Annotated in this window: 19 protein-coding genes and 1 pseudogene; 10 read left to right on the top strand and 10 right to left on the bottom strand. The window is 72.1% G+C overall.

Features of this window, described 5'->3' with window-relative positions; translation table 11 throughout:
• Window positions 1-155: 155 nt before the first annotated feature.
• From ACZ4SW_RS30595 to glgX, 5 genes are all read right to left on the bottom strand, one after another.
• Complete coding sequence (locus ACZ4SW_RS30595) at window positions 156-1910, bottom strand: ABC transporter ATP-binding protein (RefSeq protein WP_468251964.1); 1755 nt, start codon at window positions 1908-1910, stop codon at window positions 156-158.
• Window positions 1907-3637 (bottom strand): ABC transporter ATP-binding protein, encoded by a 1731-nt coding sequence (locus ACZ4SW_RS30590; protein ID WP_468251963.1) that lies wholly within the window; start codon window positions 3635-3637, stop codon window positions 1907-1909. Before ACZ4SW_RS30590 ends, ACZ4SW_RS30595 begins: the two co-directional genes overlap by 4 nt.
• 48 nt (window positions 3638-3685) lie before the next feature.
• A complete protein-coding gene (locus ACZ4SW_RS30585; RefSeq protein ID WP_468251961.1) occupies window positions 3686-5554 on the bottom strand; it encodes an ABC transporter ATP-binding protein in 1869 nt (622 codons plus the stop codon).
• Entirely contained in the window at window positions 5551-7386 is a 1836-nt protein-coding gene (locus ACZ4SW_RS30580) for an ABC transporter ATP-binding protein (RefSeq protein WP_468251960.1), read from the bottom strand. The genes ACZ4SW_RS30585 and ACZ4SW_RS30580 overlap by 4 nt, the downstream gene beginning before the upstream one ends.
• 304 nt (window positions 7387-7690) lie before the next feature.
• The gene (gene glgX / locus ACZ4SW_RS30575) at window positions 7691-9952 is read right to left on the bottom strand and encodes a glycogen debranching protein GlgX (RefSeq protein ID WP_468251958.1); all 2262 of its coding nucleotides are present in this window, start codon (window positions 9950-9952) and stop codon (window positions 7691-7693) included.
• Window positions 9953-10118: 166 nt separating this feature from the next.
• On the opposite strand from glgX, the gene ACZ4SW_RS30570 reads away from it, so the two are divergent.
• The 6 genes from ACZ4SW_RS30570 (at window position 10119) to ACZ4SW_RS30545 (ending at window position 16782) form a co-directional block, all read left to right on the top strand.
• Window positions 10119-11312 carry a L,D-transpeptidase gene (locus ACZ4SW_RS30570; RefSeq protein WP_468251982.1) on the top strand — a complete coding sequence of 398 codons (1194 nt, stop codon included), beginning with the start codon at window positions 10119-10121 and terminating at the stop codon, window positions 11310-11312.
• Window positions 11313-11697: 385 nt separating this feature from the next.
• Window positions 11698-12927: a L,D-transpeptidase gene (locus ACZ4SW_RS30565; RefSeq protein WP_468251957.1), complete on the top strand. Its 1230-nt coding sequence runs from the start codon at window positions 11698-11700 to the stop codon at window positions 12925-12927.
• A gap of 86 nt (window positions 12928-13013) precedes the next feature.
• Window positions 13014-13781, top strand: coding sequence for an enoyl-CoA hydratase/isomerase family protein (locus ACZ4SW_RS30560; protein WP_468251956.1), 768 nt, complete (start codon window positions 13014-13016; stop codon window positions 13779-13781).
• A gap of 408 nt (window positions 13782-14189) precedes the next feature.
• Window positions 14190-14693 (top strand): ATP-binding protein, encoded by a 504-nt coding sequence (locus ACZ4SW_RS30555; RefSeq protein ID WP_468251954.1) that lies wholly within the window; start codon window positions 14190-14192, stop codon window positions 14691-14693.
• A 62-nt stretch (window positions 14694-14755) separates the two neighbouring features.
• On the top strand, window positions 14756-15610 hold the full coding sequence (locus ACZ4SW_RS30550) for a polysaccharide deacetylase family protein (protein ID WP_468251953.1): 855 nt from the start codon (window positions 14756-14758) through the stop codon (window positions 15608-15610).
• Window positions 15610-16782, top strand: coding sequence for a YncE family protein (locus ACZ4SW_RS30545; protein WP_468251951.1), 1173 nt, complete (start codon window positions 15610-15612; stop codon window positions 16780-16782). The genes ACZ4SW_RS30550 and ACZ4SW_RS30545 overlap by 1 nt, the downstream gene beginning before the upstream one ends.
• Here ACZ4SW_RS30545 and ACZ4SW_RS30540 read toward each other — a convergent pair.
• A pseudogene (locus ACZ4SW_RS30540) lies at window positions 16697-16915 on the bottom strand (hypothetical protein); the annotation flags it as partial. The gene ACZ4SW_RS30545 and the pseudogene ACZ4SW_RS30540 overlap by 86 nt on opposite strands.
• Before the next feature lie 77 nt (window positions 16916-16992).
• Here ACZ4SW_RS30540 and ACZ4SW_RS30535 point away from each other — a divergent pair.
• Together ACZ4SW_RS30535 and ACZ4SW_RS30530 are read left to right on the top strand one after the other, a co-directional pair.
• The gene (locus ACZ4SW_RS30535; protein WP_468251950.1) at window positions 16993-17904 is read left to right on the top strand and encodes a MerR family transcriptional regulator; all 912 of its coding nucleotides are present in this window, start codon (window positions 16993-16995) and stop codon (window positions 17902-17904) included.
• Window positions 17905-17963: 59 nt separating this feature from the next.
• Window positions 17964-18176 (top strand): EF-hand domain-containing protein, encoded by a 213-nt coding sequence (locus ACZ4SW_RS30530; RefSeq protein WP_468251949.1) that lies wholly within the window; start codon window positions 17964-17966, stop codon window positions 18174-18176.
• Window positions 18177-18221: 45 nt separating this feature from the next.
• Here the strand turns inward: ACZ4SW_RS30530 and ACZ4SW_RS30525 are convergent, their stop codons facing one another.
• On the bottom strand, window positions 18222-19010 hold the full coding sequence (locus tag ACZ4SW_RS30525; protein WP_468251947.1) for an ABC transporter ATP-binding protein: 789 nt from the start codon (window positions 19008-19010) through the stop codon (window positions 18222-18224).
• A complete protein-coding gene (locus tag ACZ4SW_RS30520) occupies window positions 19007-20731 on the bottom strand; it encodes a 2-isopropylmalate synthase (RefSeq protein WP_468251946.1) in 1725 nt (574 codons plus the stop codon). Before ACZ4SW_RS30520 ends, ACZ4SW_RS30525 begins: the two co-directional genes overlap by 4 nt.
• Before the next feature lie 197 nt (window positions 20732-20928).
• On the opposite strand from ACZ4SW_RS30520, the gene ACZ4SW_RS30515 reads away from it, so the two are divergent.
• Both ACZ4SW_RS30515 and ACZ4SW_RS30510 read left to right on the top strand, forming a co-directional pair.
• Window positions 20929-21621, top strand: coding sequence for a FadR/GntR family transcriptional regulator (locus ACZ4SW_RS30515; RefSeq protein ID WP_468251945.1), 693 nt, complete (start codon window positions 20929-20931; stop codon window positions 21619-21621).
• Between the two features lie 136 nt (window positions 21622-21757).
• A complete protein-coding gene (locus ACZ4SW_RS30510; protein ID WP_468251981.1) occupies window positions 21758-22528 on the top strand; it encodes an NADPH-dependent F420 reductase in 771 nt (256 codons plus the stop codon).
• Between the two features lie 61 nt (window positions 22529-22589).
• Here ACZ4SW_RS30510 and ACZ4SW_RS30505 read toward each other — a convergent pair whose 3' ends face one another.
• Both ACZ4SW_RS30505 and ACZ4SW_RS30500 read right to left on the bottom strand, forming a co-directional pair.
• Window positions 22590-23147, bottom strand: a complete 558-nt coding sequence (locus tag ACZ4SW_RS30505) for a glycoside hydrolase family 25 protein (protein WP_468251943.1) — start codon at window positions 23145-23147, stop codon at window positions 22590-22592.
• 98 nt (window positions 23148-23245) lie between these two features.
• Window positions 23246-24283 carry a phosphatidylinositol-specific phospholipase C domain-containing protein gene (locus ACZ4SW_RS30500; protein ID WP_468251942.1) on the bottom strand — a complete coding sequence of 346 codons (1038 nt, stop codon included), beginning with the start codon at window positions 24281-24283 and terminating at the stop codon, window positions 23246-23248.
• Window positions 24284-24386 lie beyond the last annotated feature (103 nt).

Below are 24386 nucleotides of genomic sequence, written 5' to 3'. Positions count from 1 at the left end.
GCAGAGGGCGCGACAATTGTCAGGAGCGCATCAATAGGTTGGCTGGAAATCGTTCGTTGGCCGGTTGGTCATGTTCGGTATACGGACTGTTCATCGGTATACGGCCTGTTCAACCGGCGGGTGGACGCGACCGCGAAGGGCTGCCGCGACAGCCCCTACGACGCACCCCCGCCGTGCCACGTCCGCCACAACGCCGCGTACGCGCCCCGTGCCGTCACCAGGTCCTCGTGTGTGCCCAGTTCCGTCAGGCGGCCGTCCTCCATGACCGCCACCCGGTCGGCGTCGTGGGCCGTGTGGAGGCGGTGGGCGATCGCGATGACCGTGCGGCCCTGCAGGACCGCCGCCAGCGCGCGTTCCGTGTGGCGGGCCGTCGTCGGATCCAGCAGGGCCGTGGCCTCGTCGAGGATCAGCGTGTGCGGGTCCGCCAGCACCACCCGGGCCAGGGCCAGTTGCTGGGCCTGTGAGCCGTCCGTGCGGCAACCGGTTCCGCCCAGCTCGGTGTCCAGGCCCTCCGGCAGCTCCCGCACCCAGTCGTCGGCGCTGACCGCGGCGAGCGCCGCCCACAGTTGTCCGTCCGTCGCGGACGGCTCGGCGACCCGCAGGTTGTCGCGGACCGTCCCGAGGAAGACATGGTGCTCCTGGGTGACGAGGACGACCTGTCGGCGCAGCCGCTCCGGGCCGAGGGACGAGACGGGCACGCCGCCCACCGTCACCGAGCCCTCGGTCGGCGTGTCGATGCCGGCCAGCAGCCGGCTCAGGGTGGTCTTGCCGGCGCCGGACGGGCCGACCACCGCCAGCCGCTCCCCGGGCCGCACGGTCAGGTCCACCCCGCGCAGCACCTCGCCCCCGCGGTCGTAGGCGTAGTGCACGTCCGTCACGTCGATCCGGTCGTCCGCCGGGACGGCCGAGGTGCCCTCCGGGTCCGCCTGCGGGGCCCGGGCGAGCCCCTCCACCCGGGCGAAGGACGCGCCGCTGCTCTGCAACTGCTCGACCCGCATCAGGATCTCGTCCAGCGGCGAGCTGAACTGCTGCAGATACACCGCGGCGGCCACCACCGACCCCAGGCTCATCACCCCGTGCGCGTGCAGCACGCCGCCGGCCAGCAGCACCGCGGCCACCGGCAGGACGTAGGAGACCTCCACCACCGGGAAGAACACCGACCTGAGGGACAACGTGTACAGACGCCGGCGCCGGGAGACGTCCAGCGCGTCCCGGCTCGTCGCGACCCGCCGCTGGTGCAGCCGGAACGCCTCCACCGTGCGGGCCCCGGACGCCGTCGCCGCCAGGATCTCCGCGACCTGGGAGTTCGCCTCCCCCTCGGCGAGGTAGCCGTCCCTGGCCCGGCGCAGATACCAGCGCAGCACGCACCAGATGGGGATCAGACCGAACACGCCGATCGCGCCGAGCAGCGGGTCGAGCGCGAAGACCGCGCCCAGCAGGAACAGCGCCTGCACGGTGCTGATCAGCAGCTCCGGACCGACGTCGCGCAGTGTGGTGCCCACGGTGGCCACGTCGGCGGTGCCGCGCGCGGTCAGGTCCCCGGTGCCGGCCCGCTCCACCACGGACGCGGGCAGCGCGAGGGCCCGGTCGACGAACTCCTCGCGCACCCGGGCGAGGGTCCGCTCCCCGAAGCGGTGCCCCACGTACCGGGCCCAGCGCGACAGCAGCAGCTGCGCCAGCGTGCACAGCAGGATGCCGAGCGCCAGCCGGTCCACGGCACCGACGCCGTTCCCGGCCCGCACCTCGTCCACGATCCGCCCGAGCAGCCACGGCCCGGCGAGCCCGGTCCCGGAGGCCGCCGCGTTCAGGGCCAGGACGGCCGCGAAGGCCCGCCCGTCGGCCCGCACCAGCCGTACGGCGGCCCGCCGCACGTCGACCGGTTCGGCGACGGGGAGCTGTCCCCGGCTCACGCCACGACCTCCTCGGTATCGGCGGTGTCGGTGTCCCGCGCCACCAGCGCCCGGTAGCCCGGCTCCGTCTCCAGCAGATGCCGGTGGCTCCCGGTGGCCGCGACCTTCCCGTCGACCAGGTAGTGGACGGTGTCCGCGCGGTCCAGGACCAGCGGGGAGGTGGTCGTCACCACGGTCGTACGGCCCTCGCCCGCCTCCCGCAGCCGCCCCGCGACCGCGGCTTCCGTGTGCGCGTCCAGCGCCGACGTGGGCTCGACGGCCAGCAGCACCTCCGGGTCGGCGAGCAGCGCCCGCACGAGCCGGACGCGCTGCCGCTGGCCGCCGGACAGGTTGCGTCCCTGCGCGTCGATCGCCGAACCGAGCCCGTCCGGCAGGCCCTGCACGATGTCGTCGGCGACGGCGGCGTGCACCGCCCGCCCGACCGCCGCCTCGTCGACGTCCCCGGGCTCCCGGGCGCCCGCGACCAGCTCGCGCAGCGTCCCGGCGAACAGGTCGGCCTCGTTGTCGGCGACCAGGATCCGCGCCCGCACCTGCGACAGCGGGATCTCGTCCAGGCGCACCCCGCCCCAGGTCGCCGCGGACGGGGCGTACCGGCCCAGGCGGTCCACGACGGCCGCGGCGTCCGCGGGCCGCGCCCCGGCCAGGGCGGTCAGCCGCCCCGGCACCACCCGCACCCCGGACTCCGGGTCGTGCAGCACGGACGGTTCCGCGGGGGCGTCGCAGGTGCCGTCGTCCGGCTCCGGCTCCAGCCGCAGCAGCCGTACGACGCGCCGCGCGGCCACCACGCCACGGGCGACCTGGTAACCCCAGTCGATCAAGGCCGCCACCGGACGCACGATCACGGCGACATACCCGTATACCGCCACCAGCTCACCCACGGTGATGTCCCCGCGGGCGGCCAGCCGCGCCGCGAGCCAGGTCACGACGGCGAGGAACAGCGTCGGCAGCCCCACCCCGAGCGCCTGCATCCAACTGGTCACCGCCCCGACCCGGTATCCCTGCTCCCGCAGCCGCGCGGAGTCCCGGCGGAAGGCGTCCGCGAAAATGCCCTTGCCGCCGAGGCCGTTGAGGACCCGCAGCCCGCCCGCGAGATCGCCGATCCGGGCGGCCAGCACACCCTGCCGCTCCCGGTACTCCCCCTCCGTGTCCTGCAGGCGCCGCATCAACGGTCCGACGATCAGGGCGATCACCGGCACCCCGAGCACGACCACCGCGGCGAGCCGCACGGAGACCGACAGCAGCAGCCCGGCCACCACCAGATAGGCGACGACCGCCCCGACACCGGGCCCCACGACCGTCAGGGCGCCGGCGATGGTCTGCACATCGCTCACACCGATCGTGACCACCTCACCGGCCCCGGCCCGCCGCGGCAGCGCGGCCCCCAGCCGCACCGCGTGCCCCACGACCACCTTGACGGTGCGGAAGTTGGCGTCCATCCGCACCCGCGTCATCACGCGGTGCCGCATGACGCTCAGCCAGGCGTTGAACGCCCCCACGACGAACAGCGCGCCGGACCACCCGGCGAGGGCGCCCATGTCACCCGGGCGAAGACCCTTGTCGACCGCACGGGCCATCAGATACGGCGTCGCCGCCAGCAGCACCATCCACACGCTGCCGAGCAGCGCCCCCGCGACGGACCGCCCCGGCTGCCTGGTCACCAGCCACCACAGGTACCGGGCGCCGCCACGGCAGTCGGGCTCGCCGGGGTCCTCGTAAGCGTCGATCATCCGTGTCGTCTCCCCGTTCTCCCGTTCTCCCGGTCTCCCCGGACGCGCTCACGCCAGGCTGTCCCGCCACGCCCGGTGCAGGTCCGCGAACCGTCCCGTCCCCGCGATCAGTTCCGACGGGCTGCCGTCCTCGACGATGCGGCCGCCCTCCATCACGAGCACCCGGTCGGCGATCTCCACGGTCGACAGCCGGTGCGCGATCACCACGGCCGTACGGCCCCGCAGCACCGTCTCCATCGCCCGCTGCACGGCCCGCTCACCGGGGATGTCCAGGGAACTGGTCGCCTCGTCGAGGATCAGCACCGCCGGGTCGGCGAGCAACGCGCGGGCGAACGCGACGAGTTGCCGCTGCCCGGCCGAGATGCGGCCGCCGCGCTTGCGGACGTCGGTGTCGTAGCCCTCCGGCAGCGCGGCGATGAAGTCGTGCGCGCCGATCGCCTTCGCCGCCGTCTCCATCTCCTCGCGGGTCGCGTCCGGGCGGCCGATCGCGATGTTCTCGGCGACCGTCCCGGAGAACAGGAACGCCTCCTGGGTCACCATCACCACCCCGCGCCTGAGGTCGGGCAGGGCCAGGTCGCGCAGGTCCACGCCGTCCAGCAGGACCCGGCCGTCGGTGGGGTCGTAGAAGCGCGCCAGCAGCTTGGCGAGCGTCGACTTGCCCGCGCCGGTCGCGCCGACCACCGCGACCGTCTGCCCGGCCGGCAGGGTCAGCGAGAAGCGCGGCAGCACCTCGCCGCCCGTGCGGTACGCGAACCGGACGTCCTCGAAGACCACCTCACGGCCCGGCCGGCCACCGGTGGACGGCGGAAGCTCCCTGGGCTGGGCCGGCTCCGGCACGGACGGCGTCTGCGCCAGCAGCCCCGCGATCTTCTCCAGCGAGGCCGCGGCCGACTGGTAGGAGTTCAGGAACATGCCCAGCCGGTCGATGGGGTCGTACAGCCGCCGCAGATACAGCACCGCCGCCGCCAGCACGCCGAGCGCGAGGGAGCCCTCCGCCACCCGGTACGCGCCCCACAGCACGATTCCGGCCACCGCCGTGTTGGCCACCAGACGGGAGCCGGTGACATAGCGGGCCATCTCCAGCAGCGCGTCGCCGTTGGTCCGCTCGTGCCGCCGGTTCAGCACGCGGAAGTCGGCGTCGTTGGCCTCCTCACGGCGGAACGCGCGCACCGGGCGGATGCCGTTCATCGTCTCCGCGAACTTCACGATCACCGCGGCGATCGCGGTCGACCGCCTGCGGAAGACCCGCCCCGCCCGCCGCTGGTAGAGCCGCACCAGCCCGTACAGCGGCACCAGGGAGGCCACCGCGACCGCGCCGAGGCCCAGGTCCAGCCAGAGCAGCATCGCCGAGATGTAGACGAACGACAGGATGACCGTGACCAGTTCCTGAAGGCCCTCGCTGAGCAGCTCGCGCAGCGACTCGACGTCCGTCGTGGACCGCGAGATCAGCCGGCCCGAGGTGTAGCGCTCGTGGAAGTCGATGCTCAGCGCCTGCGCGTGGCGGAAGATGCGGCCCCGCAGATCGAGCAGCACGTCCTGGTTGACGCGGGCGGAGGCGACCGTGAACGCGTACTGCAGCACGCCGGACGCCGCCGCCGACAGCAGATAGCCGACCGCCACCGCGGTGAGCGGTCCGTGGTCGCCGTGCCGGAACGCCGGTACGGCGCGGTCGATGGCGTACGCCACCAGCAGCGGGCCCACCTGCACCGCCGCCTGCTGGAGCAGCAGCAGGACGCAGGCCAGGGCGGTACGCGCCCTGAGCGGGGCGAGCAGCGAGCGCAGCAGGGCGGCGGTGGCGCCCGGGGGCGCGGGGAGGGCGTCGCGGTCGAAGGGGTCGCCGGAGGCGGCGGAGGCCGGGGCGGGTCCCTCCCGGTCCTGTTCCTCGTCGTTCGGCGCGGTCGTCGTGGGCGCCGTCATCGGGCCTCCTCGCTGTCCTCGGAGTGTGCGGGGTCTCCGGACATCAGACGGGCGTACTCGGCGTTGGTGCGCAGCAGTTCGTGGTGGGTGCCGACGGCGGCGACACGGCCGCCCGAGAGCAGGGCGACGCGGTCGGCGAGCAGGACGGTGGACGGGCGGTGCGCGACGACCAGGGCGGTCGTTCCGTCGAGCACGCGGCGCAGGGCGGCCTCGACCGCGGCCTCGGTGTGCACGTCGAGGGCGGAGAGCGGGTCGTCCAGGACCAGGAAGCGGGGGCTGCCGACGACGGCGCGGGCCAGCGCGAGGCGCTGCCGCTGGCCGCCGGACAGGCTCAGACCCTGCTCGCCGACCTGGGTGCGGGTGCCCTGGGGGAGGGCGTGGGCGAAGTCGGCCTGGGCGATGGCGAGGGCGCGCTCCAGCTCCTTCTCGCCGGCGGTTTCGGGGGCGCCCATGAGGACGTTGTCGGCGACGGTGGCGGAGAAGAGCGTGGGTTCCTCGAAGGCGACGGCCACCATGGAGCGCAGCTCCCGGCGGGACATGGCGGTGATGTCGGCTCCGTCGAGGGTGATGCGTCCCGAGGTCACCTCGTGCAGGCGGGGGATGAGCGCGGTGAGCGTGGTCTTGCCGCTGCCGGTGGCGCCGACCAGGGCCATGGTCTCGCCGGGGCGGACGTGGAGGTCGATACGGTCCAGGACGGGCGGGGAGCCGGGGGGTGCGTCGGGGTAGCGGAAGGAAACGTTGTCGAACCGCAGACCGTCGCTCCGGCCGGCGGCGGCACCCCGCTGCGCCGAGTCGCGGGACCCGCCCCCGGCCGGCGCCGATGCCGGGACGCTCGACGCCTCCGGCTCCTCGTCCATGACTTCGAAGTACCGCTGCGTCGCCGTCGCCGCCTCCTGGCTCATCGCCAGCAGGAAGCCGATGGACTCCACCGGCCACCGCAGCGCGAGAGCCGTGGAGAGAAAGGCCACCAGCGTTCCCGCCGACAACCCGCCGTCCGCGACCTGCACCGCCCCGACGACCAGAGCCGCCCCGAGAGCCACCTCCGGCAGCGTGACGATGACCGCCCAGATCGCCGCCAGCAGCCGCGCCTTCGCCAGCTCCGTCCCGCGCAGCGTCCGCGACAGTTCGCGGAACGCCCGGGCCTGGCTGCGGTGGCGCCCGAAGCCCTTGATGATCCGGATGCCGAGCACGCTCTCCTCGACCACGGTGGTCAGATCGCCCACCTGGTCCTGCGCCCGCCGCGCCACCAGCGCGTACCGCCGTTCGAAGACGGCGCACATCACGACCACCGGGATGCCGGGCCCCAGCACGACCAGCCCGAGGGTCCAGTCCTGGAGCAGCATGATGACCACACCCACGAGGATGGTCACGCCGTTCACCAGCAGGAACGTCAGTGGAAACGCCAGGAACTGACGCAGCAGCATCAGGTCCGTCGTGCCCCGGGACAGCAACTGCCCCGACGCCCACCGGTCGTGGAAGGCGACCGGCAGCCGCTGCAGGTGCCGGTACAGGTCCGCCCGCATCTCCGCCTCGACCCGCGACAGCGGCCGGGCCACCAGCCACCGCCGCATCCCGAACAGTCCGGCCTCGGCGAACCCGAGCAGCAGCAGGTACAGCGCGCCGAGCCACACGCCCGCCGGGTCCCGGTCGGTGACGGGGCCGTCCACCATCCACTTCAGGACGAGCGGGATCACCAGTCCCACGCAGGAGGCGACGATCGCGACGAACGCCGCGGTGAACAGCCGCAGCCGCACCGGCCGCACATACGGCCACAGGCGCAGCAGAGTGCGGACGGCGGAACGGTCGCTGGTGGTTGCACGTGTCGTCGGCATCATTGCGAGCCTACGGATCGGCACTGACACTGCCCACCGAGTTTCGGCCCGGCCCCGATCCGCCGCTGGTCCTACGACCTGCATGTTCGAAGGGTCGTACGACCGTGGCGGTCACCCGGTCGTATCACCCGGTCAGCCGATCGGTTGATGCCCCTCAAGCTCACCACCCGGTTCGGCAAGCTCAGCGGCGGCCAGAAGCAGCGCGCGCTCCGCGACCGGGCGGCCGCGGTGGCGGTGGCCTATGACCGCGGGATCCTGGGCTGACGGTCGCACAGCCCGTGTGCCGGGGGTGTGACCCGGGTTCTCAGCCGGCGACCTTCAGCAGCAGCACCGACCGGGCCGGCACCGTCACCGTCGCGCCGGCCCGGTGCACCGTCCCCGGCGCCTGAGCCTGCTCCTCGCGGGAGGTGTCCACGACCAGTTCGTAGCGTTCGGCCCACGGCGGCCCCGGCAGCACGAAGCTCACCGGACGGTCCCCGGCGTGCAGCACCGCGAGGAAGCTGTCGTCCACCACGGGTCCGCCCCGGGCGTCGCGGCCCGGTATGTCCCGGCCGGACAGATACATGCCGAGGGTCGCGGCGGGCGCGTACCAGTCGCCTTCCGTCATCTCCGCCCCGCGGGGCGTGAACCAGGCCAGGTCCCTGAGGCCGTCCGCGGCTTGAGGCCGCCCGGAGAAGAACGCCCGGCGGCGCAGCACCGGATGGCGGTGCCGCAGCGCGATCAGCCGGGCCGTCAGGTCGAACAGCGCCCGCCAGCCGGGGTCGGCGGACAGGCTCCAGTCCACCCAGCCGATCTCGTTGTCCTGGCAGTAGGCGTTGTTGTTGCCGTGCTGGGTGCGGCCCATCTCGTCGCCCGCGACCAGCATCGGCACGCCCGTCGACAGCAGGAGGGTCGTCAGGAGGTTCCGCAGGTGCCGGCGCCGCAGCGCCCGTATCCGCTCGTCGTCCGTGTCGCCCTCCGCGCCGCAGTTCCAGGAGCGGTTGTCGTCGGAGCCGTCGCGGTTGCCCTCGCCGTTGGCCTCGTTGTGCTTGCGTTCGTACGACACCAGGTCGCGCAGCGTGAAACCGTCGTGCGCGGTCACGAAGTTGACGGACGCGTAGGGGCGGCGCCCGCCCCACGCGTACAGGTCGCTCGAGCCCGACAGGCGGTACCCCAGGTCCCGCACGTCCGGCAGTGCGCCCCGCCAGAAGTCCCGTACGGCACCCCGGTAGCGGTCGTTCCACTCCGTCCACAGCGGGGGGAAGGCCCCGACCTGGTAGCCGCCCGAGCCGACGTCCCACGGCTCCGCGATCAGCTTCACCCGGCGCAGCACCGGGTCCTGGGCGATGACCGCGAGGAACGGGGAGAGCATGTCGACGTCGTGCATGGAGCGCGCGAGCGCCGCCGCCAGGTCGAAGCGGAAGCCGTCCACGCCCATCTCCGTCACCCAGTAGCGCAGCGAGTCGGTGATCAGGCGCAGCACGTGCGGCTGCACCACGTGCAGGGTGTTGCCGCAGCCGGTGTAGTCCGCGTAGCGGCGCGCGTCGGTCTGCAGGCGGTAGTAGCCGCGGTTGTCGATGCCCTTCAGCGACAGCGTCGGGCCCAGCTCGCCCGCCTCCGCGGTGTGGTTGTACACCACGTCGAGGATCACCTCGATCCCGGCCGCGTGCAGCGCCTTCACCATCCGCTTGAACTCGCCGACCTGCTGGCCGGCCGTGCCGGTGGAGGCGTAGGCGGCGTGCGGGGCGAAGTAGCCGATCGAGTTGTAGCCCCAGTAGTTCCGCAGGCCGCGGCGCAGCAGGTGGTCCTCGTGCGCGAACTGGTGCACGGGCAGCAGTTCGACCGCTGTGACGCCCAGCGTCACCAGGTGCTCGATCGCCGCCGGGTGCGCGAGGCCGGCGTAGGTGCCGCGCAGTTCCTCGGGGATGTCCGGGTGCAACCGGGTGAAGCCGCGCACGTGCAGCTCGTAGATCACCGAGTCCGCCCACGGCGTCTTCGGGCGGCGGTCGTCCGCCCAGTCGTCGTCATCGTGCACGACGACGCCCTTGGGGACGTACGGCGCCGAGTCCCGGTCGTCGCGCACGGTGTCGGCGACGTGCTGGTCGGGCCAGTCCCGTACGTGCCCGTACACCTCCGGCGGCAGGGAGAACTCCCCGTCCACCGCGCGGGCGTACGGGTCCAGGAGGAGCTTCGCGGGGTTCCAGCGGGCGCCGGTCCACGGGTCCCAGCGGCCGTGCACCCGGTAGCCGTAGCGCTGCCCCGGCATCACGCCCGGGACGAAACCGTGCCATATCTCGTGCGTCAGTTCGGTCAGCCGGACCCGGGTCTCTTTGCTCTCCGGCCCCGCCCCGTCGAACAGACACAGTTCGACCGCCTCCGCGCCCCCCGCCCACAGCGCGAAGTTGGTGCCCACGACCCCGTCCGGCCCGGCCCGGAAGCGCGCCCCGAGCGGGGTCGGCGCACCCGGCCACACCGGCACCGTGGGCACCGGGCGCCGCCTGCCGTTGAGCACGGCGGCCGAGCGCGTGGACCGTCCCTCGCCCGCCCGCTCCTCCTGCACTGCCTCCTGCTCGGCTGCGCTGGACACCTGCACGCCTCCCGCGGCTCGCGGAACGACGGGAAAATGGGTGCACGGCGTCCCGGCCGCCCACCCTGATCCCGTCTCCCTCCCCCCTGTTCTGCCCAGTGCACGGCTCGCACTCACGTTTCCCGGGCGGCGCTGGGTCGTTGAGATCGTCGTGACGCACGTACACATGCGCGCGCGGCGCGCGGGCGCCGCACTGGCCGCGGTACTGACCTGGGCGGCCCTCCTGGCCGGCTGCACCGGCCATGGACTCGACGGCGTCTTCGACAAGCATCCGGCCCCGGAGGACGTCATCCGGATCTCCCCCGAGGACGGCAGCAGGGGTGTGCCCGCCGACCGGCGGCTGCGAGTCGAAGCGGCGAGCGGACGCCTGGAGTCGGTGACCGTCGTCAGGTCCCAGGACGCCCAGGACTCCCCGGTGCCCGGCCGTCTCTCGGCGGACGGCACCGTCTGGGAGCCCGACGGCCCCCGCCTCGCCCTCGCCGCCAAGTACACGGTCGACGCGGTGGCCCGCGACGGCCACGGCCGCCGCTCGGCCCGTCACGCGACCTTCACCACGTATGTGCCCGAGCACCGGTTCATCGGGTACGTCACCCCGGAGGACCGCTCCACCGTCGGCACCGGAATGATCGTGTCCGTGCAGTTCAACCGGCGGATCGAGGACCGGGCCGCGGTAGAGCGCGCCATCCGTGTGACCGCCAGGCCGGCCGTCGAGATCCGCCCCCACTGGTTCGGCAGGGACCGCCTCGACTTCCGGCCCGAGGAGTACTGGAAGCCCGGCACCCGGGTCACCGTCAGCCTCCGGCTGCGCGACGTGAAGGGCGCGCCCGGGGTCTACGGACAGCAGTACCGGACCGTCGCCTTCACCATCGGCCGCAGCCAGGTCTCCCTCGTGGACGCGGCCCGGCACACCATGCGGGTCCGCCGCGACGGCCGGCTGCTCGCCACCGTGCCGATCACCGCGGGCGCCCCGAAGACCACCACGTACAACGGGAAGATGGTGGTGATGGAGAGGCTCGCGGTCACCCGCATGAACGGCCGCACGGTCGGCTTCGGCGGCGAGTACGACATCCCGGACGTCCCGCACGCCCTGCGCCTGACCGAGTCCGGCACCTTCGTCCACGGAAACTACTGGGCTCCGGACGCCCCCGGCCGCACCAACGTCAGCCACGGCTGCGTGGGCCTCAGGGACGTCAAGGGTGGCGGCAAGGACACCCCGGCGGGCTGGTTCTTCGACCACAGCCTCGTCGGCGACGTCGTCGAGGTGGTCCACAGCGACGACAAGCAGGTCGCGCCCGACAACGGCCTCGGCGGCTGGAACATGAACTGGAGCGACTGGAAAGCGGGCGGGGCCACCCCCTAGTCGTCGATACACCTGGTGCCTGTTGCCGCACCGGCGCGGCGCCACCGTGTGTCCGGGGCCGTCCGGTCTTCCGAAGGCCGTATCGGGCTCTCCCCACGGCCTTGTCCCCCCGGTGACGCAACCATTTACCGGCGCCGAACATCAAGTGCTGTGAACGAGGAATCCGGAGAGCGCCCTGAAAGGGCGGCAGCCCGGCACGGCGGCACGTCGGGGGCGCGTCCCGCGGCCACCGATGCGCCTTCGCGCGGTCCGAAGTCGGGACTGAACAGTGACAGCGGCGGGGAGCCATCGGGTCGTGGGGTGTGATTGATTTGCGCCCTGCGCGTGCGGGACGCGCCGGAGTGGGGGGCCTGAGCCGATCAGGCCGTGCGAGGGGAGAGGGAACGTGAACGGGCGACCGATATCGGGCGCGTCGGCTGGTGCGCGCGGACGTGGGGGGAAGAAGTTCTCGGCGCTGATACTCGGTGCCCTCCTGCTGAGCGTCAGCGCGTGCGGCGGGGGAGGGGGAGGCGGCGACGCCAAGGGCAAGGACGCCGGCGAGGCGGCGGCCCGGCGGTCGCAGGCCGTCGTCACCATAGCCCCGAAGGACGGCGCCAAGGGCGTGGACACCAGCGGCGCCCTCAAGGTGTCCGCCGTCAAGGGCAGACTCACCCAGGTCCGGGTCGAGGACTCCAAGGGGCACGAGGTCGCCGGGAGCATCACCGGCGGGGGGACCTCCTGGGCCCCGTCGACCCACCTGGCCTCGGCCACCACGTACAAGGTCCACGCGGTCGCCAAGGACGCGTCGGGCCTCACCTCCGCCGCGGACTCGTCCTTCACCACGCTCACGCCGAAGAACACCTTCGTCGGCGTCTACACGCCCGACAACGGCTCGACCGTCGGCGTCGGCATGCCGTTCTCGGTCCGGTTCAGCCGGGGCATCACCCACCCGGCCGACATCGAGAAGGCCATCACCATCAAGACCGAGCCCGCCGTCGAGGTCCGCGGCCACTGGTTCGGCAACGACCGTCTCGACTTCCGGCCCAAGGAGTACTGGAAGCCGGGCACCAAGGTCACCGTGAACCTGAACCTGGACGGCGTGCAGGGCCGCCCCGGCGTCTACGGCGAGCAGGCCAGGACCGTGAGCTTCACCATCGGCCGCAGCCAGGTCTCCACCGTGGACGCCAAGGCGCACACGATGGTCGTCCGGCGTGACGGCAAGGTCCTCAGGACCATCCCGGTCACCACGGGCAAGCCCGGCTACGACACCTGGAACGGCCAGATGGTCATCAGCGAGCGCCTGGTGGTGACCCGGATGAACGGCGAAACGGTCGGCTACGGCGGTGAGTACGACATCAAGGACGTGCCGCACGCCCAGCGCCTGACCGACTCCGGCACCTTCATCCACGGCAACTACTGGGGCGGCGACGCCTTCGGCAACTACAACGCCAGCCACGGCTGCGTCGGCCTGCGCGACGTGAAGGGCGGCTACGACGGCTCGGTGCCGGCCGCCTGGTTCTACAACCAGTCGATGCTCGGTGACGTCGTCATCGTGAAGAACTCCCACGACCGGACGGTGGCGCCCGACAACGGGCTCAACGGCTGGAACATGCCCTGGGACGAGTGGATCGAGTAACGCCGGCCGGCAGTGACCGGGCCCGGTGCGCCGCTGTGAGCGAGCACACCGGGCCCGCTGCCGTTAGTGGCCGTTAACCTCGTCCCATGACCGTACATCTCGAAGTCGCCGAGGGCGTGGGCACCCTCCGCCTGGACCGCCCGCCGATGAACGCGCTGGACGTCGCCACCCAGGACCGGCTCAAGGAACTCGCCGAGGAGGTCACGCGCCGCGACGACGTGCGCGCCGTGGTCCTGTACGGCGGGGAGAAGGTGTTCGCCGCGGGCGCGGACATCAAGGAGATGCAGGTGATGGACCACACCGCGATGGTCCTGCGCTCCCGCGCCCTGCAGGAGTCCTTCACCGCCGTGGCCCGCATCCCCAAGCCCGTCGTCGCCGCCGTCACCGGCTACGCCCTGGGCGGCGGCTGCGAGCTGGCGCTGTGCGCGGACTACCGCATCGCCGGCGAGAACGCCAAGCTGGGGCAGCCGGAGATCCTGCTCGGGCTGATCCCGGGCGCGGGCGGCACCCAGCGGCTGGCCCGCCTGATCGGCCCGTCCAAGGCGAAGGACCTCATCTTCACCGGGCGTCAGGTCAGGGCCGAGGAGGCACTGACGCTGGGCCTGGTCGACCGGGTCGTCCCGGCCGAGCAGGTCTACGCCGAAGCGCACGCCTGGGCCGCGAAGCTCGCGCAGGGTCCGGCGATCGCCCTGCGCGCCGCCAAGGAGTCGATCGACACCGGTCTCGAGACGGACATCGAGACCGGCCTCGCGGTGGAACGCAACTGGTTCGCGGGCCTGTTCGCCACCGAGGACCGCGAGCGCGGAATGCGCAGCTTCGTGGAGGAGGGACCGGGCAAGGCGAAGTTCGTCTAGGAGTCCGCCCGGAAGCCTGTCGAGAAGCCCGTGCGGAAGCCCGTCGAGAAGTCCGCCCGGAAGTCCGCTCAGAAGTTCGTCCGAAGTTCGTTCCGAACGCCGTCGGACGCGCGTAACCTGAGCATTGTTCAGCAAGTCGGGCTGATACACGCGCAGTTGACGGGACGCCCTTTCGCCTGTCCCCCGATGGAGCGGATTATGGAAGCCTTAAGGCAACCTTAAAGATTTCGCGCCGGGTTCATCCGGCGATTGCCCCCAACTGGCCTGTCGCCACAGGTCAGTTGGGGTGCGGCGGGCCCCGGGTTGCGATTGGCATATGCCGGTCGAATGGTGATGAATGTGTGCTTCCGGGGGGCGCATTCCGTCGTAACGACCCCGAGCCCCCCTCCCGGCGGCCATGATGGGTCCATGGCGGGGCTGGAGGGTATGGAGCCGTCGCGGCGGCACGGGAGTGTCACCGCGGCTCGCTGGTCGCCTGCGATCGAGGACGAACAGGCGCTCAAGGCGCTGGAGTTGTTCGGAAACCCCGCCGAGGCCGATGTGCCGCTGCCGTCCCGGCCCGAATCCGCCGCCACCGCCCGCCGACTCGCCCAGGTCGTGATCCTGCGCCACTGGGGGCTCGGCCCGCGCATGACCGAGGACGCCGTACTGCTCGTCTCCGAACTCGTCGGCAACGCTGTACGGCACACCGGCGCACGCGTCTTCGGATTACGGATGCGTCGGCGCCGCGGCTGGATCCGCGTCGAGGTGCGGGACCCCTCCCGCGGCCTGCCCTGCCTGATGCCCGTTCAGGAGCTGGACCTCAGTGGCCGCGGCCTCTTCCTCGTCGACAAACTCGCCGACCGCTGGGGCGTCGACCTGCTGCCCCGCGGCAAGACGACCTGGTTCGAGATGCGGGTCCCCGACCGGTGACCGCGACCCGCCCCGTCCAGGAAAAGGTCAAATCGTCGATTTCTCCACCAACCCGTCCTTAAATGGGGAGAGTGACCACGCCCGTCCCTCCCTCCCCGTCCGACCGTGAGACGGGCACCGCGCGCACGGTGCCCGACCGCCGCGCGGCGCTGCGCGCGGGCGCGGGGCTCGCTGCCGCCGGCGCTCTCGCCGCCGCCTGTTCCGCCGGCGACACCGTCGTCCACAAGGACCTCCCGTCCCGCACCACCGACACCCCCCGCCCCGCCACCGGTTCGCGCGCCCCCGCGCCCACACCGGTCCCGCGCTCCTTCCCGGGGAAGCCCGCCCAGATCGCCAACGGTCCCCGCAACCGCGCCCGCATCGCGCTCACCTTCCACGGCCAGGGCGACCCCTCCTACGCCACGGCGATCCTCGACACGGCCGAGAAGGCGGGCGTCAAGGTCACCGTCCTCGCGGTCGGCACCTGGCTCGACAAGCACCCCGCGATCGCCGGCCGCATCCTGGAGGGCGGTCACGATCTCGGCAACCACACCCTGCGCCACCTCGGCATCAACACCATGCCCGAGCCCGATGCGTTCGCCGAGATCAACGGATGCGCCGAACGGCTGCGCCACCTCACCGGAGGCATCGGCACCTGGTTCCGCCCGTCCCGGACGCAGCGCGCCACCCCTCTCGTCGAACGCCTGGCCCGCCGCGCCGGCTACCCGCACGTCCTGTCGTACGACGTCGACTCGCTCGACTACACCTCACCGGGCGCCGCCGCCGTCACCCGCAAGGTCACCGACGAGATCCGCAACGGATCGGTGGTGAGCCTGCATTTCGGATACCCGGACACGGTCGCCGCCCTCCCCGACATCCTGCACGCACTCGAAGACCGCGGCCTGGCCGCGGTGACCACCACGGAGCTGCTGAGCTGATGCATCCCACGACCGTCAAGCGCGTACTGATCGCCGGCGCCGCCCTCGCCGTGCTGGCCGGCTGCAGCGGGTCCCCCCACCACAAGGGCGGGGACACGGCCTCCACGGTCCCCACCCAGCGCGCCCAGCAGCAGGCCCTCCGGCAACTGCCGGGCATGCCGCCCGTGCTCGACCCCGACGACGTCTACGCCGCCGACCGCCCCGGGCAGCTCTCCCCGGTGGTCAAGGACTTCCCGTCCCGGATCTACGTACCCAACACCAACTCCGACACGGTCTCCGTCATCGACCCGAAGACCTACAAGGTCATGGAGACCATCCGGGTCGGCCGCCAGCCCCAGCACGTGGTGCCGTCCTGGGACCTGAAGACGCTCTGGGTCAACAACGACCTCGGCAACTCCCTCACCCCCATCGACCCGAGGACCGGCCGGGCGGGCAAGCCGGTCGCCGTGCACGACCCCTACAACCTGTACTTCACCCCGGACGGCAAGTACGCGGTGGTGATGGCCTCCAAGGACCGCCAGTTGGTCTTCCGCGACGCACACACCATGAAGGTGAAGAAGGCCGTCCCGGTGAGCTGCTACGGCGTCAACCACGCCGACTTCTCGCTCGACGGACGCTACTTCATCGTCTCCTGCGAGTTCAGCGGCGAACTGCTGAAGGTCGACACCGAGAAGATGCAGGTCGTCGCCCAGCAGAAACTGCCGCACCACGGCGCCATGCCGCAGGACGTCAAGGTCTCCCCGGACGGCAGGAGGTTCTACATCGCCGACATGGTCGCCGACGGCCTGTGGATCCTGGACGGCGACAGCTTCGCCAAGCCGTCGTTCCTGCCCACCGGCAAGGGCGCGCACGGACTCTACGTCAGCCGCGACTCCCGCCAGATGTACATCTCCAACCGGGGCGAGGGCACCATCTCCGTCTTCGACTTCAAGGGGGACCGGCTGACCGGGAAGTGGCGCCTGCCGGGCGGCGGCAGCCCCGACATGGGGGGCGTCTCGGCGGACGGCACGGTGCTGTGGCTGTCCGGCCGCTACAACTCCGAGGTGTACGCCATCGACACCAAGACCGGCCGGCAACTGGCCCGTATCAAGGTCGGCAGCGGCCCGCACGGCCTCGCCGTCTACCCGCAGCCGGGCCGCTACTCGCTCGGCCACACGGGCGTCTTCCGCTGACGCCCCACCGCGCGAGGAGCAGCGCCTCCGCGCCGACCGGCACACAGCCCGCCGCCTGGAACGCCCGCGTGCTGCGGGCGTTCCCCGGTCCGATCTGCGCCCACACCGGCCCGGCGGCAAGCCGCCTGGCCGCGCCCATCGGCAGCCCACACCCACCGCCGCCGTACGCTCCTTGAGTCTCCACCCACTGGAAGGCCCAGACTCGCAGACGTGATCGACGACGGCACCGGCCTTTTCACCATCGGCGACCTGGCCCGCGCCACCGGACTGACCGTGCGCACCATCCGCTACTGGTCGGACGAGGGCGTCCTGCCCCCGGTGGCCCGCTCCACCGGCGGTTACCGGCTGTACGACGCCACGTCCGTGGCCCGCCTGGAGCTGATCCGCACGCTGCGCGAACTGGGCCTCGGCCTGGCCGACGTGCGCGGGGTGCTGGCGGGCGAGCGGACGGTCGCCGAGGTGGCCGCCGCGCACGTCGCGGCGCTGGACGCGCGGATCCGCGCCCTGAGGGTGACCAGGGCGGTGCTGTCCACAGTGGCACGGCGAGGCTCGAACGCGGAGGAGACGACCTTGATGAACAAACTGGCGCGGCTGTCGGCGGCCGAGCGGCAGCGGATCGTTGCGGAGTTCGTGGACGAGATGCTCCACGGACTGGACGGCGTCGACCCGGAGATCCGGGAGCGGATGCGCCGCACGGCGGCGGACCTGCCCGACGACCCGACTCCCGAGCAGGTCGACGCCTGGGTGGAGCTGGCCGAGATGCTCCAGGACCCGGAGTTCCGGGCGCAGATGCGGAAGGCGGCCGAGTTCAACGCGGCCGACCGGGGGCCCGACGTCCCCGCGGGAGCGTCCCTGTGGTTCGCCAAACGTCTCGTGGAACTCGCGGGCGGGGCCCGGGAGCGGGGCATCGCACCGGAGGCGCCCGAGGCCGACGCGGTACTCAGGGACCTCTACGGCGACGCCGACCGGGCCGCCGTGCTGGAGCGCATGGAGACGGCCTTCGACGAGCGGGTCGCCCGCTACCGGGAACTGCTGTCCATCGTCAATGACCGGCCCCAGCCTCCGCACCAGGAGGAGTTCGCCTGGGTGGTCGCCGCGCTGAGGGCACGCGCGGCCCGTTAGTCTGACCTGCGTCAGTACGACGACACGACAGAACGAACGCGACACAAAGGGGCGGATCGGTGGCGGACATCGAGGAAGCACGCAAGCAGTTCCAGCGGATCGATGCGGACGGTGACGGCTTCATCACCGCCGCCGAGTTCAAGAGCGCCCTGGCCCAGGGGGGCGACTGGAACGTCACCGAGGCGGTGGCCGAGGCCATCATCAAGTCCCGGGACCTCAACGGCGACAAGGTGCTGTCGTTCGACGAGTTCTGGACGCACCTGAACAAGTGACGCGATGAGGGGGGCGCCGGTGCGTACGGACCGGCGCCCCCTTCGTCATGCGCACCGCCGGATCCGCGCGGCCCAGCGCCCGTCCCGTCGTTCCAGCGTGAGCGGCAGGTCGAAACACTTGCCGACCTGGTCACCGGTCAGCACCTCGGCGACGGGGCCCCGGGCCAGCACCCGGCCCTCGCGCAGCAGCACGGCGTGCGTGGTGCCCGGCGGCAGCTCCTCCAGGTGGTGTGTGACCAGGACCGTCGCCAGCCGCGGATGGGCCGGCCGCAGCTCCTCCAGCGCGCCGATCAGTTGCTCCCGGCCCGGCAGGTCGAGGCCGGTGGCCGGTTCGTCCAGCAGCAGGAGCCGGGGCTGCGGCATGAGGGCGCGGGCGATCAGGGTCCGGCCGCGCTGGCCCTGGGAGAGCGTGGGCCAGCGCGCCTCGCGGTGGTCGGCGAGTCCCAGGGTCCGGATGAGCCGATCGGCCCGCTCCTCCTGTTCCGGTGCCGGCCGCCATCGGGGCAGCGGCTCCACCGAGTTGGTCAGCCCGGTCAGCACCACGTCCCGCACGCGCAACGGCGAGGCCAGGGGATGACGGGGGTCGACATGACCGACACGGGACCTCAGCTCCCGCAGGTCGACGCGTCCCAGACGGTGCCCGAGGACTTCCACGGTGCCGCGGGTGGGGTGGATCAGGGCGCCCAGCAGGCCGAGCAGCGTGGACTTGCCCGCGCCGTTCGGGCCGAGCAGGGCCCAGTGCTCGCCGGCCCGGACGGTCAGGGACACCTCCTGGAGGATCGCCCGCCCGTCCCGTACGACGTCGACGTCCTGCGCCCGCAGCACCTCCGTCACCGCTGCACCGCCCGGTTCACCGCGGAGAGCACCGCCCGGACCGACGCCCCGAGGGATGAGGCGTCCCGGCCCGCACCCCAGACCGTGGTGCCGTCGACCCGGCACTCCGCGTAGGCGACCACCTCCCCGTCCACGCCCGCCTGCTCGGCGAAGTCCAGCACCTCGACCCCGTACCCGGCCCCCGCGAGCGCGTCGACGAAGGCGGTCAGGGCGCCGCTGCCGGTGCCCTCGTGGTCACCGGAGCGGGCGTCGGTCTCCAGGGTGCAGACGAAACGGTGGGTGCCGGAGGCGTCCGGGTGCGCGGACCAGGCGGCGAGCCGCACCTCGCCCTCGTCCAGGTAGACGGTCCGGAACAGCTCGTACACCTCCTTGGGCGTCGCCTCCCGCCCGCTGTCGTCCGTGGCCTCCTGGACGACGCGGGAGAAGTCGGGCCGCATACGGGGCGGCAGGTCGATGCCCGCGTGCGTGCGCAGCAGATACGCCACCCCGCCCTTGCCGGACTGCGAGTTGACGCGGATCACCGCCTCGTACGAACGTCCCACGTCGGCGGGGTCGATCGGCAGATACGGCACCGCCCACGGGGCCTCGCCCTCGGGCACCCCCGACTCGGCCGCCATCCGCGCGTGGTGGTCGAACCCCTTGCTGATCGCGTCCTGGTGCGTGCCGGAGAAGGCGGTGTGCACCAGATCGCCGGCGTACGGGTGGCGCGGGTGCACCGGGAGCCGGTTGCAGTGCTCGACCGTCGCGCGGACCGCGTCCAGGTCCCGGAAGTCGAGCATCGGGTCGATCCCCTGGGCGTACAGGTTCAGGGCCAGGGTCACCAGGTCGACGTTGCCGGTGCGTTCGCCGTTACCGAACAGGCAGCCCTCCACGCGCTGCGCACCGGCCAGTACGGCGAGCTCGGCGCAGGCGACGCCCGTGCCGCGGTCGTTGTGCGGATGCACGGACAGGATCACGGCGTCCCGGCGGGCGAGGTGCCGGTGCACGTACTCGATCTGGTCGGCGTAGACGTTCGGGGTGGCGATCTCGACGGTCGCGGGAAGGTTGTGGGTGACCGGACGGTCCGGGCTCGCGTCCCACAACTCGGTGAGCCCGTCGCACAGTTCGAGGACGAAGTCGGGCTCGGTGAGGTTGAACGTCTCCGGGGAGAACTGGAAGCGGACGTAGGAGGACGTCATCCGCTCCGCGCGCCGCGCCATGTGCGCCGCCGCCTCCCGCACGGTCCGCCGCACCTCGGCCCGGTCCCGGCCGAGCACCACCTCGCGCCACACCGGCGAGGTCGCGATGTACAGGTGCACGACGGCCCTCGGCAGCCCCTCGATCGCGTCGAACGTGGTGTCGATCAGATCGGGGCGCGCCGGCGTGAAGACGACCGGCGTGACGTCGTCCGGGACGGCACCGGTGGTCACCAGGTGGCGCACGAAGTCGAAGTCGGTTCGGCTCGCGGACGGATAGCCGACCTCGATCTCCTTGAACCCGGTGGCGACCAGCAGGTCGAAGAAGCGGCGCTTGCGAGGCGTGTCCATCGGCTCGGCCAGCGCCTGGTTGCCGTCGCGCAGGTCGACGGGGACCCAAAGGGGTGCGCGCTCGATGCGGGCGGAGGGCCAGCTCCGCTCCCCGGTGGGGACGTGCACACGTTCGTGGAAGGAGCGGTACCGGAAGTACGGCATGGGGCCGGGACGCTGCGGATTCCACGCGGGCGTCTCGTCAAGGGTGGTCATCGTCTGCTGCTGCCCTTCGGCTCGGTCGGACGGTGACCGGCAGCACGGCACCCCGCGGCGGGGCGCCGGTCGCATCAAACCCCGCCGCGGCAGCCGAGAAGGAGACCACGGAGCGTCATGCCGGTACGCTATCCACTGCTCAGCTCCTCAGACAAGTGCGAACCGCTTTACTCCTCAGACAAGTTGGTGATTCCGCCATGCCGCTCGACGCCGTCCGCCCCAGTCCGCTGGTCGAACAGGCCGCGGACCGGCTGCGCGCGCAGATCACCGGTGGCCACTGGCCGGTCGGCACCCGGCTGCCCGGCGAGACCACCCTCGCCAAGGAACTCGGCGTGGGCCGCTCCACGGTGCGGGAGGCGCTGCGCGCGCTGGCCGGCGCCGGGCTGGTGCAGCCGCGCCACGGGTCCGGCGTCTTCGTCGTCGCCACCGAGCCCGTCGAGGACTGGCCCACCAGGCTGCGGCGGGCGGCGGTGACGGACGTCTACGAGGTCCGCATGGCGGTCGAGGTCCACGCGGCCCGCCTGGCCGCGCACCGCCGCACCCCGGACGACATCACGGCGATGGCGACCGCCCTGGAGGGCCGGCGCACGGCCTCGGCGGCCGATGACGCCGCGTTCGTCGACGCCGACATCGCCCTGCACACGGCGGTGGTCGCCGCCGCGCACAACCCCGTCCTGGCGGACCTGTTCGCCGAGTTCACCCCCGCCCTGCGCGAAGCGCTCATCGCCATGCTGTCCCTGACCCGCCTGCGCGACCAGGACGCGAACACGGGCGACGACACCCACGCGGCCCTCGTACGGGCCGTGACGGACGGGGACGCGGAGGCGGCCGGCGCCGTACTGCGCGAGGAGCTTCAGGAGACCCTCGGCCTGCTGCGGGCGCAGCCCTAGGAAGCCCGTCGGCGGTACGGCTCCGGCGCCACCCCGCTCTCTCTCGGCAGGTCGTCGTTCGGCGGTCTCGACCGCATCCGGGCGCCCACCGCCTCAGGGAGTCCACCGGGCACACGGGCGAGATCGCCGTGAGGATCTGACGTCACCCGTTCGCCACGCGCCGGAATGGCCCGGCGCGTCCGGGGGTTGTTCTACCGGCAGACGCTGTGCACGGACACCGACCCCCGGAAGGGCGAGGCACGTCATGAAGATCGGCATCATCGGAGCGGGCAACATCGGCGGCAACCTGACCCGGCGGCTCACCGCCCTCGGCCACGACGTCTCCGTCGCCAACTCCCGCGGCCCGCACACGCTCACCGCACTCGCAAAGGAGACGGGCGCGACCCCCGTCACGGTGCAGGAGGCGGCCCGCGGCGCCGAGGTCGTCGTGATCACCATCCCGGTGAAGGCCGTACCGGACCTGCCGTCCGGGCTGCTGGACGGCGCGGCGGAGGACGTCGCCGTGATCGACACCGGCAACTACTACCCCCAGCAGCGGGACGGGAGGATCGCGGCGATCGAGGACGAGGGCCTCACCGAGAGCCGCTGGACCGAACGGCAGATCGGCCACCCCGTGATCAAGGCCTTCAACGGCACCTACGCCCAGGACATCCTGGACCGTCCCCGTCCGGCCGGTGCGCCCGACCGCATGGCGCTGCCGGTGGCGGGCGACGACGAATCGGCGAAGGCGAAGGTCAGGGCCCTGATCGAGGAACTGGGCTTCGACACGGTCGACGCGGGCGGCATCGACGACTCCTGGCGCCAGCAGCCCGGCACCCCGGTCTACGGCCTGCGCGCCGGCCTGGCCGAGGTCGGCAAGGCGCTGGAACAGGCGTCGCCCGAACGCCCCGCGGAGTTCCGCGCGTAGGCGTTTCCTCACCGCGTTTCGCCCGCCTGCCGCCCCGTGCCCGGGTGGGCGTGCGGGCGGCTCAGGCGTCTCGCGCCCACTGCTCGAGCGCCGCCTTGCTGGAGAAGTTCGCCACGTTCCGGTCCACCGGGTCCGACGTGTACTGGTGGAAGCGCCACGAGGCCTTGATGCGGGGCTTGCCCGCGGTGACGTAGTCGGCGATCCACAGGCCGTCCCCGGCGTAGGACGTGGTGTCGATGGTCAGCCAGAACTGGCGGTTGGTGTAGAGGACGACGCGGTTGTCGGGGCGGAGCTGCTTCACCTTGCGGATGAAGGCGTCCTTGTCCGCGTTGCTCGCGTGCGTCCCGTCGCCGGTCGTCTCCCAGTCGACGGCCAGCAGATCACCCGCCTTCTCCGGGGCCTTGCTCACGAAGTACTCCGCCTGGGCGGTGATGTCGCCCGGCCACAGGAAGTGGTAGAAGCCGACCACGCAACCGGCGTCCCGGGCGGTCTTAGTCTGGGCGGAGAGCTTCGGGTTCACATACGAACGCCCCTCCGTCGCCTTGATGAAGACGAAGGAGAGACCGTCCGTGTCGTACGCGGAGGACTGGTAGGCGCTGACGTCGATGCCTTGCAGCATGGGGGCTCCCTGAAGAGGTGGTGGGGGGAACAGGCACCGACAGGGATCGATGCCTGTTGTCACCTTTGTACGGGTGGTATGCCCCTTGCGTTCGGAGGTCAGCCCCGGTGGGCCACCGAACTGAGGACCGACGCCGACTTCGCCGCCCAGTCGGAGGTGATCACACTGGCGTGGTCGTGGGCGAGCAGCGACAGGCGTGCCGCGACCTCGGCGTCCGTCGGGTCGGTGGACGAGATCGCCGGGGACACGCCGGCCGCGTCCGTCATGATGAGGAAGTAGTGGTTGGTGTCGTACCAGGACGTGTCGTAGCCGTTGTCGACGTACGTCGCCGCGTCCCCGTCGAAGAACACGAACCACGGGCGGATCGAGGTGTCGGAACTCCAGCGGCTCGCCCGCGGGTCGCCGCCCGCCGCGCCGAGCACCGCGGGAAAGGCCTGCGCCTGCGCGATGTTCCCGGCCGCGTACAGGTCGCGCAGGTGGTCGCCGTACTCCTGGTCCGTCCAGTAGTGGTCGACGGGGTTCGCCTGCTCCACCGTGCCCGGGATCAGCTCGAAGAGGAACTTGCCCCGCAGGGAGTCGCGGTCGGGCCAGGCGTTCGCCTTGGCGGCCGCGTCGAGCGAGTCGTACGTGCCACCCAGCAGATCGGCCGGCTTGTAGACACTGCTGCCGAGCTTCTGCCGCACGAGCGTGTCGAACTCGTCCGGTCCCATACCGGCGTTGTTGTTGAAGCCGACCTTCATCTCGACCTTGAACACGATCGGGGGGTGGTCGGGATGGAGCTGGTTCCAGGCCGCGATGTTGTCCAGGCAGCCGCCGAGATCCTGGTTGCGGCTCTTGCTGTACAGGTCGCTCGGGGTCTTGGCGGCTTCGCAGTTGTTGTCGTTGCCCAGCGGATTGCTGTGGCTGACCCGCCAGCGGTGGGTGATGCTGTCCACGTACACGTCCAGCTCCAGCAGCGAGGCGCCGGAGTCCAACGCCTGTGCGAAGTAGGTGTACTTGGCCTTGTCGTACGCGTTGTGCGTGCCGATGGCCGTCGTCTCGGACAACTTGGGCGCTGCCGCGTGGGCGTTGCCCGGCCCCATCACCAGCAGTGCGGCGGCCCCTGCGAACGCCGCCATCGATCTCCCTGCGCGCATGCGTCAACTCCCCTTCGCTGTCACCGAGTTGGCGGCAGCGTAGGAGCATGCGGTTACCGCGCGGTAGCCCCTGGAGGAACATCGACCACTTCCGGGCGTTCCG

The sequence above is a fragment of the Streptomyces sp. NPDC028331 genome (assembly GCF_055565775.1).
This window is presented reverse-complemented; position numbering and strand designations above follow the sequence as displayed.

Excerpts from the sequence above, each read along its gene's own strand:
- ACZ4SW_RS30555 (WP_468251954.1), top strand. The coding sequence starts at position 14,190 with ATGGCGGGGCTGGAGGGTATGGAGCCGTCGCGGCGGCACGGGAGTGTC.
- ACZ4SW_RS30500 (WP_468251942.1), bottom strand. The coding sequence starts at position 24,283 with ATGCGCGCAGGGAGATCGATGGCGGCGTTCGCAGGGGCCGCCGCACTG.
- ACZ4SW_RS30570 (WP_468251982.1), top strand. The coding sequence starts at position 10,119 with ATGCGCGCGCGGCGCGCGGGCGCCGCACTGGCCGCGGTACTGACCTGG.
- ACZ4SW_RS30505 (WP_468251943.1), bottom strand. The coding sequence starts at position 23,147 with ATGCTGCAAGGCATCGACGTCAGCGCCTACCAGTCCTCCGCGTACGAC.
- ACZ4SW_RS30560 (WP_468251956.1), top strand. The coding sequence starts at position 13,014 with ATGACCGTACATCTCGAAGTCGCCGAGGGCGTGGGCACCCTCCGCCTG.
- ACZ4SW_RS30590 (WP_468251963.1), bottom strand. The coding sequence starts at position 3,637 with ATGATCGACGCTTACGAGGACCCCGGCGAGCCCGACTGCCGTGGCGGC.
- ACZ4SW_RS30515 (WP_468251945.1), top strand. The coding sequence starts at position 20,929 with ATGCCGCTCGACGCCGTCCGCCCCAGTCCGCTGGTCGAACAGGCCGCG.
- ACZ4SW_RS30585 (WP_468251961.1), bottom strand. The coding sequence starts at position 5,554 with ATGACGGCGCCCACGACGACCGCGCCGAACGACGAGGAACAGGACCGG.
- ACZ4SW_RS30545 (WP_468251951.1), top strand. The coding sequence starts at position 15,610 with ATGCATCCCACGACCGTCAAGCGCGTACTGATCGCCGGCGCCGCCCTC.
- ACZ4SW_RS30580 (WP_468251960.1), bottom strand. The coding sequence starts at position 7,386 with ATGCCGACGACACGTGCAACCACCAGCGACCGTTCCGCCGTCCGCACT.
- ACZ4SW_RS30520 (WP_468251946.1), bottom strand. The coding sequence starts at position 20,731 with ATGACCACCCTTGACGAGACGCCCGCGTGGAATCCGCAGCGTCCCGGC.
- ACZ4SW_RS30550 (WP_468251953.1), top strand. The coding sequence starts at position 14,756 with ATGGGGAGAGTGACCACGCCCGTCCCTCCCTCCCCGTCCGACCGTGAG.